12 protein-coding genes are annotated in these 13,916 nt (G+C 63.7%); 8 read left to right on the top strand and 4 right to left on the bottom strand.

All coding sequences use genetic code 11. The features are described 5' to 3' along the window. The first annotated feature begins 113 nt into the window (after window positions 1-113). The 8 genes from GBJ34_RS11485 (at window position 114) to GBJ34_RS11450 (ending at window position 9,814) form a co-directional block, all read left to right on the top strand. Window positions 114-1,373: a glycerate kinase type-2 family protein gene (locus GBJ34_RS11485; RefSeq protein WP_151719417.1), complete on the top strand. Its 1,260-nt coding sequence runs from the start codon at window positions 114-116 to the stop codon at window positions 1,371-1,373. 434 nt (window positions 1,374-1,807) lie between these two features. After that, on the top strand, window positions 1,808-3,049 hold the full coding sequence (gene urtA / locus GBJ34_RS11480; protein ID WP_151719588.1) for an urea ABC transporter substrate-binding protein: 1,242 nt from the start codon (window positions 1,808-1,810) through the stop codon (window positions 3,047-3,049). A 70-nt stretch (window positions 3,050-3,119) separates the two neighbouring features. After that, window positions 3,120-5,045: an urea ABC transporter permease subunit UrtB gene (gene urtB, locus GBJ34_RS11475; protein ID WP_151719416.1), complete on the top strand. Its 1,926-nt coding sequence runs from the start codon at window positions 3,120-3,122 to the stop codon at window positions 5,043-5,045. Between the two features lie 76 nt (window positions 5,046-5,121). Next, window positions 5,122-6,354 carry an urea ABC transporter permease subunit UrtC gene (gene urtC / locus GBJ34_RS11470; protein WP_151719415.1) on the top strand — a complete coding sequence of 411 codons (1,233 nt, stop codon included), beginning with the start codon at window positions 5,122-5,124 and terminating at the stop codon, window positions 6,352-6,354. Continuing rightward, on the top strand, window positions 6,351-7,091 hold the full coding sequence (gene urtD / locus GBJ34_RS11465; RefSeq protein WP_151719414.1) for an urea ABC transporter ATP-binding protein UrtD: 741 nt from the start codon (window positions 6,351-6,353) through the stop codon (window positions 7,089-7,091). Before urtC ends, urtD begins: the two co-directional genes overlap by 4 nt. Before the next feature lies 1 nt (window position 7,092). Further along, a complete protein-coding gene (gene urtE / locus GBJ34_RS11460; protein WP_151719413.1) occupies window positions 7,093-7,788 on the top strand; it encodes an urea ABC transporter ATP-binding subunit UrtE in 696 nt (231 codons plus the stop codon). A gap of 186 nt (window positions 7,789-7,974) precedes the next feature. Further along, the gene (locus GBJ34_RS11455; RefSeq protein ID WP_151719412.1) at window positions 7,975-9,201 is read left to right on the top strand and encodes a glutathionylspermidine synthase family protein; all 1,227 of its coding nucleotides are present in this window, start codon (window positions 7,975-7,977) and stop codon (window positions 9,199-9,201) included. Window positions 9,202-9,223: 22 nt separating this feature from the next. After that, a complete protein-coding gene (locus GBJ34_RS11450; RefSeq protein WP_151719411.1) occupies window positions 9,224-9,814 on the top strand; it encodes a DUF1190 domain-containing protein in 591 nt (196 codons plus the stop codon). A gap of 172 nt (window positions 9,815-9,986) precedes the next feature. Here the strand turns inward: GBJ34_RS11450 and GBJ34_RS11445 are convergent, their stop codons facing one another. Genes GBJ34_RS11445 through GBJ34_RS11430 form a run of 4 tightly spaced genes read right to left on the bottom strand, consistent with a single transcriptional unit; the run spans window position 9,987 to window position 13,868 of the window. Further along, window positions 9,987-10,751, bottom strand: coding sequence for an L-fucose dehydrogenase (locus GBJ34_RS11445; protein ID WP_151719410.1), 765 nt, complete (start codon window positions 10,749-10,751; stop codon window positions 9,987-9,989). A 4-nt stretch (window positions 10,752-10,755) separates the two neighbouring features. Beyond that, window positions 10,756-12,030, bottom strand: a complete 1,275-nt coding sequence (locus GBJ34_RS11440) for an L-fuconate dehydratase (protein ID WP_151719409.1) — start codon at window positions 12,028-12,030, stop codon at window positions 10,756-10,758. After that, complete coding sequence (locus tag GBJ34_RS11435) at window positions 12,027-12,869, bottom strand: fumarylacetoacetate hydrolase family protein (RefSeq protein WP_151719408.1); 843 nt, start codon at window positions 12,867-12,869, stop codon at window positions 12,027-12,029. The genes GBJ34_RS11440 and GBJ34_RS11435 overlap by 4 nt, the downstream gene beginning before the upstream one ends. Window positions 12,870-12,926: 57 nt before the next feature. Then, a complete protein-coding gene (locus tag GBJ34_RS11430) occupies window positions 12,927-13,868 on the bottom strand; it encodes an ABC transporter substrate-binding protein (protein ID WP_151719407.1) in 942 nt (313 codons plus the stop codon). Window positions 13,869-13,916 lie beyond the last annotated feature (48 nt).

Genomic DNA, 13,916 nt, shown 5'->3' with positions numbered 1-13,916 from the left:
TGATGCACTAGGAATCGGCCCTGTTGTGCCCGCGCAAACCCGATTTGCCAAGCACCAGATGGCGCGCCCGCCGCGCCGCCCTCTCCCACCATCCCCCGGAGAAAGAGCCCGATATGACCGCCGATTGCCCCGAGCACCTGCTGCTGCGCCAGCTTTTTGACCGCGCGGTCGAGGTGGCCGATCCGATCCGTTCGCTGGCCGCGCATCTGCCGCCGAAACCTGCGGGCCGGGTCTTGGTGATCGGCGCGGGCAAGGCCAGCGCCCGCATGGCCGAGGCGGTCGAGGCCGCATGGGGCCCCTGCGAGGGGCTGGTGATCACCCGCTACGGCTATGCCCGCCCCTGCACCGGGATCGAGATTGTCGAGGCCGCCCACCCGGTGCCGGATGCCGCGGGGGTGGCGGCCACCGCCCGGATGCTGGATCTGGTCGCGGGTCTGGGACAGGATGATTTCGTGCTGGCGCTGATCTCCGGTGGGGCCTCGGCGCTGCTTTGCGCGCCCGCAGGCGATATGACGCTTGCGGAAAAGCAGGCGGTCAATCAGGCGCTGCTGTCGTCGGGTGCGCCCATCGGGCAGATGAACATCCTGCGCAAGCATCTGAGCCGGGTGAAGGGCGGGCAGCTTGCCGCCGCCGCCCATCCCGCCCGGATGCTGGCCTTGCTGATCTCCGATGTGCCGGGCGATGCGCCGGGGCTGATCGGATCTGGCCCGACCGTGGGCGAGGCGGCCACAGCGGCGGATGCGGCGCAGATCGCAACGGAATGGCAGATCCCGCTGCCCGCAGCCGCTAAAGCAGCCCTTTCGCAAAGCGGTGTGGTCACGCCCGATGATCCGCGCCTGTCCCGGGTGGAAAACCTGATCTATGCCGCCCCTTCGCAATCGCTGGCGGCGGCACAGGCGCAGGCCGAGGCGGCAGGATTGCACGTCATCAGCCTTGGCAATGATCTGGAGGGCGAGGCGCGGGAGGTGGCGGCAGCCCATGCGGCAGAGGCGTTGCGTCTGCAAGCCGCACGCCAGCCCGGCGATGCACCGCTTCTGCTGATCTCGGGCGGGGAACTGACGGTGACGCGGCGCGGCAAGGGCGTGGGCGGGCCGAATGCGGAATATTGCCTTGCGCTTGCCATCGCCCTGCAAGGTGCTGTTGGCATCCATGCCATTGCCTGCGACACCGATGGCGTCGATGGCGCGGCCGAGGTTGCGGGCGCGCTGATCGGCCCCGAGACGCTGGCAAAAGCGCGCAGAGCCGGAGTTGACCCCGATTCCGCCCTGGCCGCCAATGATGCGCATAGCTTCTTTGCTGCCATCGGCGGGCAGGTGGTGACCGGCCCAACCCTGACAAATGTCAATGATTTCAGGGCGATTCTGATCGGCTGATGACGGGCGCAGGGCCTCCCTTCCTATGAGTAACCCCTGGCACCGGACCTGCCGCTTTCCGGCAATCCGGTGCCGTTTTCAGCCGATTCCCTTCCCGACCTGCGCAGGAAACAGGCAAATGCCCGTATCTTGCGCCATTTCTGCGGCAAAATCTCCGCGCCCGCGCTGCGATGCAGCACGCCCCTTGCCGCCGCCGCGACAGCTTGCGTAGCGTCCTGAATGTGGGCCGCAGGGTCCGCAGGATTTGTATCGTGGATGGCTACCACCATCCCGCATTCGCCCAAGAACCAAGTCGCTGAAACAACAAGACTGCCGGATCGCCGATGCCGTGCCCTGACCGGGCGCGATGCGATACCGGCTTGCCCAGGGGGACCCTCATGCAATTCACGCGCCGCAAGCTTCTTGCCACCGTCGCCGCCGCCCTCGCCGCCCCGATGGTCGCGCCACGCTTTGCCTTTGCGCAGGAAGCACCGATCAAGGTCGGCATCCTGCATTCGCTGTCGGGCACGATGGCGATTTCCGAAACCACGCTGAAAGACACCATGCTGATGCTGATCGAGGCACAGAACGCCAAGGGCGGTGTGCTGGGTCGCAAGCTGGAGGCGGTGGTGGTCGATCCGGCCTCTGACTGGCCCCTGTTCGCCGAAAAGGCGCGCGAGTTGCTGACCGTCTCCAAGGTCGATGTGATGTTCGGCTGCTGGACGAGCGTGAGCCGCAAATCCGTGCTGCCGGTCATCGAGGAACTGAACGGGTTGCTGTTCTACCCGGTGCAGTATGAGGGCGAGGAATCGTCGAAAAACGTCTTCTACACCGGCGCCGCGCCGAACCAGCAGGCGATTCCGGCGGTGGATTACTACCTGAACGAGCTGGGCGTGCAGAAATTTGCGCTGCTCGGCACCGACTATGTCTATCCGCGCACCACCAACAACATTCTGGAAAGCTATCTGATCTCCAAGGGCATTCCGAAGGAAGACATCTTCGTGAACTACACCCCCTTCGGTCATAGCGACTGGTCCAAGATCGTGGCCGATGTCGTGGCACTTGGTGCCGATGGCAAGAAGGTCGGTGTGGTCTCCACCATCAATGGCGATGCCAATATCGGCTTCTACAAGGAACTGGCGGCTGCGGGCGTCACCGCCGACAAGCTGCCCGTCGTAGCCTTCTCGGTGGGCGAGGAAGAACTTTCGGGTCTGGATACCACCAACCTTGTCGGCCACCTTGCCGCCTGGAACTATTTCATGTCGGCCGACACCCCGGAAAATGCTGCGTTCATCAAGGAATGGAAAGCCTTCATCAAGGATGACAAGCGCGTCACCAATGACCCGATGGAGGCGCATTATATCGGCTTCAACATGTGGGTGAATGCGGTGACGGCGGCAGGCACCACCGCCGTGGACCCGGTGATCGATGCGATGGTCGGGCAGAAATTCCCCAACCTGACGGGCGGTGTGGCCGAGATGCTGCCGAACCACCACCTGACCAAGCCGGTGCTGATCGGCGAGATCCGCGCCGATGGCCAGTTCGACATCATCAGCCAGACCGAGCCGGTGCCGGGCGATGCCTGGACCGATTTCCTGCCCGCCTCGGCGGTGCTGGAATCGGATTGGAAAGACCTGAAATGCGGCATGTATAACACCGAGACCAAAACCTGCGTGCAGTTGACCTCGAACTACTGAGCTGACTTGCCGGGGGTGACCCAGGTCTCCCCCGGCCTTTTCAACAAGCCCCTTCCCCGAAAGGCGTCGGATGTTCCGTTTGCTGCTGCCGCTTGCCGTGGCGCTGTGCCTTGGCCTGCCCGGCTTTGCCCAAACCCTACCAGAGATCCTGAGCCTTGAGCGCGCCAAGATCGAGAAACCCTCGCGCCAGACCATCGGCCCGGTGATCGATGCGATCACCGCAACCGGCGATCCGGCGGCGGCGGCATTGCTGCGCGCCTGGGGCGATCGGCATCTGGGTCTGCGCAAATCCGATGGCGCGTTCTTCGTGATCGCGCCCGAGGGCGCGGGCTGGGCCCTGACCGCCCCCGATGGCACCTCCGCAGGGCTTGCCGCCAAGGCCGATGTGACAGAGCTGAAACCCAATGCCGGTGTGCGCGAACTGATCGCGGCGGCGCTGGTGCAATTCACCCTGTCGGACCCCGATCCCGCCAACCGCGCCCGCGCGCTGGACGCGATTGCGAAATCCCCCGCCGCCAGCCAGCTGGAACCGCTGCGCGCGGCGATTGCGGGCGAGACCGATCCTGCCCTGAAGACCCGCAAGGAACGGCTGGATACCTTTCTGACCCTGCAATTCGATCCCGACAGCGCCGCCCGCATCGCCGCGATCCAGCGGCTGGAGGGCGATACCGCACTGGATGCGCGTGGCGCGCTGAACCCGCTTCTGCTGACCACGCGGCATGCGGCCACGGCGCTGCCTTCGGATGAGAATATCGCGGCCATTCTGCCCGCAGACCTGCCCGGGGCCTATGATCTGCTGGTCACGGCGGGCCTTGCCCCCGCCCGCCTCACGCCCAAGGATCAGAAGGACGCGCTGGCCGCCCATCTGCGGGATGGCGCGGTGGCCGGTGTGCCGCTGGCCGATCTGGCCACGCAATCCGGGCGCGACAAGGCCTATGAGGCGCTGGAACAATCCGGTGCCGTCCCGCCTGCCGCGACCGATGCCGAGGTGGCCGCCGCCCTGAAATCCCATGTCTTCTATGATGCCTACCGCGAAAAGGACAAAGGCGTCACCGATGCCGCTCGCGCGGCGCTGGCCAGTATCGACACCAAGGTCGGGCTGATGACCGCGACCGATCTTGGCCTTGACGCGCTGTCGCTCGCCTCGATCTACTTCCTCGCCGCCATCGGCCTTGCCATCACCTTCGGGGTGATGCGGGTCATCAATATGGCGCATGGTGAGTTCATCATGATGGGTGCCTATACCGGGTATGTTGTGCAGCAACTGATCCCGAACTACACGATCTCGATTGTCGTGGCGCTGCCTTTGGCCTTTGCCGTCACCTTCGCCGCCGGTGTCGCGATGGAACGGCTGGTGATCCGCCATCTTTACAAGCGCCCGCTGGAAACGCTGCTGGCCACCTTCGGCATCTCCATCGCGCTGCAACAGATCGCCAAGAACATCTTCGGCACGCAGGCCCGGCCCCTGACCGCGCCGGCCTGGCTGGACGGACAACTGGCCTTCAACGACATCATCGCCATCAGCTATATCCGCATCGCGATCTTCGTGCTGGCGCTGGCCTTCCTTGCCTTCTTCCTCTGGCTGATGAAGCGCACGCGGCTCGGGCTGGAAGTGCGGGCTGTCACCCAGAACCCGACCATGGCCGCCTCGATGGGCATCGACCCCGACCGCATCAATATGCTGACCTTCGGCCTTGGCTCCGGCATTGCGGGCATTGCGGGCGTGGCGATCGGGCTTTTCGCCAAGGTCACCTCGGAGCTCGGCTCCGATTACATCGTGCAAAGTTTCATGACCGTGGTTGTCGGCGGCGTCGGCAATATCTGGGGGGCGCTTGCGGGGGCTGCGATGATCGGCGGCTTCCAGAAGGGCATCGAATGGCTGAACCCGGCCAATACGCTGGCGGCCCAGACCTATATGATCCTCTTCATCATCCTGTTCATCCAGTTCCGCCCCCGGGGCATCATCGCCCTCAAGGGCCGCGCGGCGGGGGATTGATCATGCGCTACCACCCTTCATCTGTTCACAAATATCCCACGGGGGTCCGGGGGTGTGAAACCCCCGGATGTGCCACATGAGCCGCAGCTTCATCGCCCGCAATCCGTCGATCCTGTGGTTTCTCGCAAGCCTTGCGGTCTTCACCCTGGTCATCACCGTTCTGTCTGAGGGTTTCGGGATCGGGCTGATCCCCACCGCCTTCGTCAAGACGCTGGGCAAGACGCTGTGCCTGTGTCTGGTCGCCGTCGCGATGGATCTGATCTGGGGCTATACCGGCATCCTGTCGCTGGGCCACATGGCGTTCTTTGCGGTCGGGGGCTACATGACCGGCATGTGGCTGATGTATGCCCGCACCGAAGAAATCGTGGTGCAGGCGCTGGCCTCCGGCCCGATCCCCGCCACCCCGGAGGAGGTGGCGCAGGGCGTGACCACCCAGATTTTCGGCGTGGTCGGCGGATCGGACCTGCCTGCGATCTGGTCTTTCGCCCATAGTGCCTGGCTGCAATTGCCCTTGGTGCTGATCGTGCCCGGCCTTCTGGCGCTGGTCTTTGGCTGGCTGGCCTTCCGGGCGCGGGTGAACGGGGTCTATCTGTCGATCCTGACGCAAGCCATGACCCTCGCCTTGGCGCTTTACCTGTTCCAGAACGACAGCGGGTTGCGCGGCAATAACGGGCTGTCGGGGCTGCAGAACCTGCCGGGCCTTGGCCATGTCTCGCAGGCCACGACCTCGATCCTGTTCTTCCTGGCCTCAGCCATGCTTCTGGCGCTTGGCTATGTTCTGGCGGCCTTTGTCATCTCCGGCAAATTCGGCAGCGCGCTGCGTGGCATCCGCGATGATGAACAGCGCCTGCGCTTCCTCGGCTACCCGGTCGAGGGCTACAAGCTGTTCATCTTCACCCTGACCGCGATGATCGCGGCGATTGCGGGTGCCTTCTATTATCCGCAGGCCGGCATCATCAACCCGGCAGAGCTTGCGCCCATCGCCTCGATCTATCTGGCGGTCTGGGTCGCCATCGGCGGGCGCGGTCGGCTTTACGGCGCGGTGATCGGGGCGGCGTTCGTGTCGCTGCTGTCCAGCTGGTTCACGGGCGGCATGGCACCGTCGATCCCCCTGGGCTTCTACACCATCCACTGGGTTGACTGGTGGACGGTACTGCTGGGCCTGTCCTTCGTTGCGGTCACGCTGTTTGCGCCCAAGGGCATCGGCGGGCTGTTCGACCGGCTGGCCCATATCGCCACGCCTGCCCGGCATGGCGCGGCGCTTGGTCCGAATGACGGTGCCCTGCAAGAGAAGGAGGCGCAGGAATGAGTTCGCTTCTGGAGGTTTCCGGCGTCTCTGTCACCTTTGACGGCTTTCGCGCCATCAACAACCTGTCCTTTGCCATTGGCGCGGCCGAGTTGCGCGCGGTGATCGGGCCGAATGGCGCGGGCAAGACCACCTTCATGGATATCGTGACAGGCAAGACCCGCCCCGATGAGGGCACGGTGACCTTTGGCGAAATGCCTAGATCGTTGCTGAAAATGTCAGAGGCGCAGATCGCGCGCGCGGGCATCGGCCGCAAGTTCCAGCGCCCCACGGTGTTCGAGGATCAGACGGTCTCCGAGAACCTGATGCTGGCACTGAAGGCCCATCGCGCGCCATGGCGCGTGCTGTTCTGGCGTGAAACACAGGCGCATCGCGATCGCGTGCAGGCTTTGGCCGATCAGGTCGGCCTTGAAGACCACCTGCCACGCAAGGCGGGCGAATTGTCCCACGGCCAGAAGCAATGGCTGGAGATCGCCATGCTGCTGGCGCAGGAGCCCCGGCTTCTGCTGGTCGATGAACCCGCCGCAGGCATGTCCTTCATCGAGCGGGAACAGACCACCGCCCTGCTGGTGGAACTGGCGAAGACCCGCGCGGTGGTGGTGGTGGAACATGACATGGACTTCATCCGCCGTCTGAATTGTCGGGTGACCGTGCTGCATGAGGGTTCGGTTCTGGCCGAGGGCTCGCTGGATCACGTCACCAAGAACCCGCAAGTGATCGAAGTCTATCTGGGACGCTGAGATGTTGAAAACCGAAGGCCTGACCCTGCATTATGGCGGCAGCCAGATCCTGAACGGCATCGATCTGGAGGCGCGCGCCGGGGTCGTCACCTGCATCATGGGCACCAATGGCGTCGGCAAGACGTCCTTGCTCAAGGCGTTGGCGGGCACCCATCCGCGCTCGGGCGGTGCGGTCACGCTGGATGGCGAGGCGCTGCCGGTGCTGCCCGCGCAGGCGATGGCGCGGCGCGGGCTGGCGGTGGTGCCGCAAGGTCGGATGATCTTTCCGCTGCTAACGGTGACCGAGAACCTGCAAACCGGGTTCTCGCTGCTGCCGAAATCGGAACACAAGATCCCGGACGAGATCTATGAGCTGTTCCCGGTGCTGAAGGATATGGGCCATCGGCGCGGCGGCGATCTGTCTGGCGGCCAGCAACAGCAGCTGGCGATTGCCCGCGCCATGATCATGCGCCCCAAGGTCTTGTTGCTGGATGAACCGACCGAGGGCATCCAGCCCAATATCATCCAGCAAATCGGGCGCGTGATCGAATACCTGAAGGCCAAGGGCAATATGGCGATCATTCTGGTGGAGCAGTATTTCGATTTTGCCTATGCGCTTGGCGATGAATTTCATGTTCTGCGCCGGGGGGCCGTGCATTTCAGCCATGCCCGCGAAGGCCTGAGCCGCGAGGCGCTGCAAGAGGCGCTCAGTATCTGACAGAGGGCTGCCCGGCCCGGATATGGCGCGGATCGGACTTGGCTCCGAACGGGCAACGCGCGAGGCCCCCGGCATCACCAACCGCGAGACCAGCATCCTGCTCGATTTTGTTCAGGGCGGTCTTTGCTGGCGAAACTGCCTGCATTCGTCTATCTCCCGAGAGCCGGAGAAGGAGAGGGGCCGAGAATGCAGAAGATCACGCTTCCCGAGCGCCCCTCATGGCGCGACAAGGCGGCAGAGCTGGGTTTCACCTTCGCCGATATGCATGGCGAACCCTATTGGGATGAAAGCTCGGCCTATCAATTCAGCCTGCGTCAGATCGAGGATGATCTGGAGGACCCCGCGACAGAGTTGCACGGCCTGTGCCGCGAGGCGGTGGATCATATCGTCCAGAGCCAGGAATTGATGGAGCGGCTGGCGATCCCCGAGGCGCATCGCGACCTGATTGCCGACAGCTGGCGCCGCAATGAGCCCGAAATCTATGGCCGCTTCGATCTGGTCTATGACGGGCGCGGCCCCGCCAAGCTGCTGGAATACAACGCCGATACGCCGACCTCGCTCTATGAAAGCGCGTCTTTCCAATGGTCCTGGCTGGAAGACCAGATCGCGGCAGGCGTGTTGCAGGATGACGATGACCAGTTCAACGGCATCCATGAGGCCCTGGTGGAACGCTTTCGCACGCTGTTCCCGCCGGATACCGATCTGCATTTCACCGCCATTGGCGGCAATCCCGAAGATTATGCCACGGTCGAATGCATGGGCTGGGCCGCACGCGAGGCGGGGCTTGGCGCGCATTATTGCGATCTGGAAAAGATCGGTATCTCGCCCGATGGCCAATTCGTCGATGACCAGTCCCGGGTGATCGGCACGCTGTTCAAGCTATACCCGTGGGAAGACCTGCTGCGCGACGATTATGCCCGCCATATCGCGGGATCCGGCGCGATGTTTCTGGAACCGGCCTGGAAGGCGGTGCTGTCGAACAAGGGTCTGCTGCCGGTGCTGTGGCAGATGTTCGAAGGGCATCCGAACCTGTTGCCTGCGTTTTTCGAGGCTGATGTGGCACAGGCCCTGGCGGGCCAAGGGCTCGCGCCCAATGCGGTGCGCGGTGCCTTCACCCGCGCCGAGAAACAGCTTGCCGCAGGCTATGTCTCCAAACCCGTCTTCTCGCGCGAGGGGGCCTCGATCGACATCTTCGAGCATGGTCAGCAGACTGACCGGGCGATGATCCGCGACTATGACGCGCATCCGCGCATCATTCAGGCCTATCAGCCGCTGCCGGTCTTTGACACATTCCGCCCGGTGATCGGGGCTTGGGTCGTGGGGCGGGACTGCGTGGGCATCGGCATCCGCGAGGACCGCGCCCGCATCACCCAGGATCTTTCCCGATTCAAACCGCATTTCATCCGTGACTGAGACAGGTTCGAAAGGTTTTCCCATGACGCATCGCAACCCGACAAAACGTTCCCGCCATGTCGCACTGGCCATTCTGGGTGCCACCGCCTTCACCTTGGCGGGCTGCACCGAGGACAAGGTCGATGCCGAGGCCTTTCCCGATCTGCAAAGCTGCAAGGCCGCGGCCTCGCCCACCGGCATGTTCACCGTGGCTGATTGCGATGCCGCCTTTGCCGAGGCAACGGCGCTACATGCCGAATCCGCGCCGCGCTATGACAGCCTTGCAACCTGCGAATCCCAACACGGCGCGGGGGCCTGTGGCAATGAGCAACAGGTGCAATCGGGGGGATCCGGGTCGATCTTCATGCCGCTGATGATGGGCTATCTGATCGGCAATATGCTGGGCGGTCAACGCGGGATGGCGGCGGCGCAGCCGCTTTACAAGACCCCCGATGGCAAGTTCACCAACGCCGCCGGCACCTCGACCTTCTCGTCGAACAGCGGCAAGGGGCAGCTCTCCGCCAGCCAGTTCACCCGACCGGCCGCCACGGTCGGCAAACCGCCGATGACGCCGACCACCCTGCAATCACGCGGCGGCTTCGGCGGCAGCAAGGGCGTCACCTCGGGCGGCTGATACGCGGGTCACCTGATCCGGCAGGCCGCTTGTTGAAGGCGACCTTCCAGGGGCTGTTCCCTCCGGGATCGGGAATGGGGGACCACCCCCCGATCCAGTTCCATTCCGGTCACGACCGGCGACGTATCAAAGAACATTTCGGCAGACCGGGCGGAGGATATCCGCCACCCGGTCACGATCCGATGCCCCGATCCAGATGGGTGTAGCCGCCATCGGGGAAGATCCATTGCCCGGTGGTATGGCTGGCCCGATCCGACAGCAGGAAGGCGCAGGTATCGGCGATCTCGCGCGCGGAGGTCATGCGCTGGCCCAGCGGAATGCGGCGGGTGATCTCGGCCAGCTTCGCCTCCGGCGCGGGCAATGTGTCCAGCCAGCGGCGATAGAGCGGCGTCATCACCTCGGCGACGACGATGGCATTGACGCGCACACCATCGGGCAGAAACTCCACCGCCCATTCGCGGGTCAGACCCAGCTCTGCCGCCTTGGCCGCGACATAGGCCGAGGTGCCGCCCTGGCCTGTCAGCGCGGTCTTGGAGCTGATATTGACCACCGCCCCCTTTTGCGCCCGCAGGTCATCGGCCAGCAGATGCACCATGGTGTAATAATGGACAAGGTTCTGGTTCAGGCTGTCGCGAAAGGCCTGCGGCCCCTTGTCCAAGCCCACCCCGTCATTGGCACCGGCATTGTTGACCAGCCCATAAACCGGCCCCAGATCGGCGCGCAGCGCGGCGATGGCCGCCGCGCAGGCACCGTCATCCGACAGCTCTGCCTGATAGAACCGTGCGCCGGTCCGGCCCAGCCAGTCCGCATCCGGCGCGCGCCGGGCGATCACCGCCACCCGCGCGCCTTCTTCGGACAGAACCTCGGTGATGCCCTGACCGATGCCGGAGGCACCGCCCGTCACCACCACAACCCGGCCCTTCAGGTTCAGATCCATCCTGTCAGCCCCTGAACCGATAGGTTTCCAGGCTTTCCGGCTTCATCTCGATGGAAAACCCCGGCAGTTTGGGCGGCATATAGGCGGCATTCTCGATCACGCAGGGATCCAGGAAATGCTCGTGCAGGTGATCCACGAACTCGATCACCCTTCCCTCGCGGGTGCCCGCGATGCAGAGATAATCGATCATCGACATATGCTGCACATATTCGCAAAGCCCCACGCCCCCGGCATGGGGACAGACCTTGAGATCATATTTCGCGGCCATCAGCATGACCGCCAGCACCTCGTTCAAGCCCCCCATGCGGCAACTGTCGATCTGAACGACGTCAATCGCGCCTTCCATGATGAACTGCTTGAACATGATGCGGTTCTGGCACATCTCGCCGGTCGCGACCTGCACCGGGGCCACGCCTGCGCGGATCTTGCGATGGCCTGCCACGTCATCAGGGCTGGTCGGCTCCTCGATGAACCACGGATTCACGAAGGACAGTTTCCTGACCCAGTCGATGGCCTGATCCACCTCCCAGACCTGATTGGCATCGATCATCAGATTGACATCGGGGCCAACCTCGTCGCGCGCGATGGTCAGACGGCGGATATCGTCGTCCAGATCGCGGCCGACCTTCATCTTGATGAATTTGAAGCCCGCATCCACCGCCTCGCGGCACAGACGGCGCAATTTTGCATCGTCATAGCCCAGCCACCCGGCCGAAGTGGTGTAGCAGGGATAGCCCTCGCGTTTCAGCGTCTCGATCCGGGCGGGTTTACCCGCCGCCTGCCTGGTCAGGAAATCCAGCGCCCATTCGGGGGTGATGCAATCGGTCAGATAGCGGAAGTCGATGCAGCGCACCAATTCCTCGGGCGTCATTTCGGCAACCAGCTGCCAGACCGGCTTGCCTTCGGATTTGGCCCACAGATCCCAGGCGGCATTGACCACAGCGCCGGTTGCCAGATGGATCGCGCCCTTGTCCGGCCCGATCCAGCGCAGCTGGCTGTCGCTGGTGACATGACGCCAGAACCGGCCCATATCCTCGGCGATCCAGGACAGATCCAGGCCGACAACCAGCGGCTTCAGCGCGGTGATCGCCGCCACGCAAATCTCGTTGCCGCGCCCGATGGTGAAGGTCAGGCCATGGCCCTCATGGGGGCCGTCGGTTTCCAGGATGACATAGGCCGCCGAATAGTCGGGATCGGGGTTCATCGCATCCGACCCATCCAGCGACTGGCTGGTGGGGAAGCGCACGTCGACCGTGCGCAAACCTGTGATCCTGGTCATGCCTTCACCACTTTCTGGACCTGCTCGCCCAGCCCCTCAATGCCAAGACGCATCACCTCGCCGCCCTTGAGGAAGACCGGCGGCTTCTGGCCAAGACCCACGCCGGGCGGGGTGCCGGTGGAAATGACATCGCCCGGCTGCAAGGACAGAAAGCGCGAGACATAGGCGATGATTTCATCAACCTTGAAGATCATCGTGGCAGTGCTGCCGTTCTGATAACGCTGGCCATCGACATCCAGCCACATGGCCAGATTGTTCACATCCGCCACCTCGTCGGGCGTGACCAGCCAGGGGCCAATCGGGCCGTGGGTGTCATGGCCCTTGCCCTTGTCCCAGGTGCCGCCACGCTCCAGCTGCCATTCGCGTTCCGACACGTCATTGATGACGCAATACCCCGCGACATGGCGCAGCGCATCGGCCTGCTCGATATAGCGACCGCCCTTGCCGATCACCACGCCCAGCTCGACCTCCCAATCGGTCTTGCTCGCGCCGCGCGGGATTTCCACATCGTCATTCGGCCCGCAAATCGCGCTGGTCCATTTGTTGAAGACGATCGGCTCGGACGGGATCGGCGCGCCGGTTTCGGCGGCGTGATCGGCATAGTTCAGCCCGATGCAGATGAACTTTCCAACGCGACCCACACAGGGGCCAAGGCGCGGATTGCCCGCAACCAGCGGCAGCGACATATGGTCAATGGCGGCCAGATCTGCCAGACCTTCGGGGGTCAGGGCTTGGCCTGCGATATCGCCGACGTGGCCGGAAAGATCCCGGATCGCGCCCGATGCATCCAGAATGCCGGGTTTTTCTTGCCCCGCCGGGCCAAAGCGCAGAAGTTTCATCTCGTCCTCATGGATGGGGTCCGGAGGCGTGATGCCCCCGGACCGGGTCGTGCCGGATCAGTCATACAGAACGGCGGAAATGGTCGGGTCGTCGATATTGGTCGCATCATACCAGTAAAAGCCGGTATCGATGATCTTCGGCAGGGCCTCACCCTTCGACGCGGCAAGCGCTGCCTTCACCGTCTCATAGCCGATGCCGACCGGGTTCTGGGTGATCGCACCCGCCATCAACCCTTCCCGAATGGCGTCTTTCTGCGCCTTGCCGGAATCGAAGCCCACGATGGTCACTTTCGCACCCATCTCGCGCACACCGTTCACCACCCCGATGGCCGAGCCTTCATTGGTGCCGAAAATGCCCTTGATATCGGGGTTGGCCGCCAGGATCGCCTTGGTGATTTCGGTCGATTTCAGGTGGTCGCCATCGCCATATTCCACCGCGACAATCTCGATCTTGGGGAATTTCGCGGCCAGCTCATTCACAAAGCCGTCGCGGCGGTCGATCCCGGTCAGCGAGGTCTGGCTGTGGCCGATGACCGCAACCTTGCCCTCGCCGCCCAGCAGCTCGCCCATCTTGTCGGCGGCCAGGGCCGCGGCGGCCTTGTTGTCGGTGGTCGCGGTGGTCACCGGAATGTCGCTGTCCACGCCCGAGTCGAAGGCCACAACGGGGATGCCGGCCTCTTGCGCCTTTTTCAGCAGCGGGATCACCGCCTGGCTGTCCAACGCGGCGATGCCGATGGCCGCCGGATTGTTGGCAAGCGCCGCCGACAGCATATCGATCTGCTTGTCGACCTGGGTTTCATTATCGGGGCCATCAAAGCTGACCTTCACGCCAAACTCGGCACCGGCCTTGTCAGCGCCCTGTTTCACGGCCTGCCAGAACTGGTGCTGGAAGCCCTTGGAAACCAGCGGGATATATACCTCGTCCGCGAAGGCCATGCCCGCGCTGCCAAGAAGCGAAAGCGCCGCCACTGCACCCGTCAATTGCCGTCTGGTGAACATGGTATCCTCCCTTTTGTTCACGATTCAATCGTCTCACTCACACCCTGA

The sequence above is a fragment of the Gemmobacter serpentinus genome, from assembly GCF_008973825.1.
Taxonomy (GTDB): Bacteria; Pseudomonadota; Alphaproteobacteria; order Rhodobacterales; family Rhodobacteraceae; genus Gemmobacter; species Gemmobacter serpentinus.
Note: the sequence above shows the minus strand (reverse complement) of the source record. Positions and strands in the feature narration are given on the sequence as shown.

Coding starts and splice junctions, on each gene's coding strand:
- GBJ34_RS11485 (WP_151719417.1), top strand. CDS start 114: ATGACCGCCGATTGCCCCGAGCACCTGCTGCTGCGCCAGCTTTTTGAC.
- urtA (WP_151719588.1), top strand. CDS start 1,808: ATGGTCGCGCCACGCTTTGCCTTTGCGCAGGAAGCACCGATCAAGGTC.
- urtB (WP_151719416.1), top strand. CDS start 3,120: ATGTTCCGTTTGCTGCTGCCGCTTGCCGTGGCGCTGTGCCTTGGCCTG.
- urtC (WP_151719415.1), top strand. CDS start 5,122: ATGAGCCGCAGCTTCATCGCCCGCAATCCGTCGATCCTGTGGTTTCTC.
- urtD (WP_151719414.1), top strand. CDS start 6,351: ATGAGTTCGCTTCTGGAGGTTTCCGGCGTCTCTGTCACCTTTGACGGC.
- urtE (WP_151719413.1), top strand. CDS start 7,093: ATGTTGAAAACCGAAGGCCTGACCCTGCATTATGGCGGCAGCCAGATC.
- GBJ34_RS11455 (WP_151719412.1), top strand. CDS start 7,975: ATGCAGAAGATCACGCTTCCCGAGCGCCCCTCATGGCGCGACAAGGCG.
- GBJ34_RS11450 (WP_151719411.1), top strand. CDS start 9,224: ATGACGCATCGCAACCCGACAAAACGTTCCCGCCATGTCGCACTGGCC.
- GBJ34_RS11445 (WP_151719410.1), bottom strand. CDS start 10,751: ATGGATCTGAACCTGAAGGGCCGGGTTGTGGTGGTGACGGGCGGTGCC.
- GBJ34_RS11440 (WP_151719409.1), bottom strand. CDS start 12,030: ATGACCAGGATCACAGGTTTGCGCACGGTCGACGTGCGCTTCCCCACC.
- GBJ34_RS11435 (WP_151719408.1), bottom strand. CDS start 12,869: ATGAAACTTCTGCGCTTTGGCCCGGCGGGGCAAGAAAAACCCGGCATT.
- GBJ34_RS11430 (WP_151719407.1), bottom strand. CDS start 13,868: ATGTTCACCAGACGGCAATTGACGGGTGCAGTGGCGGCGCTTTCGCTT.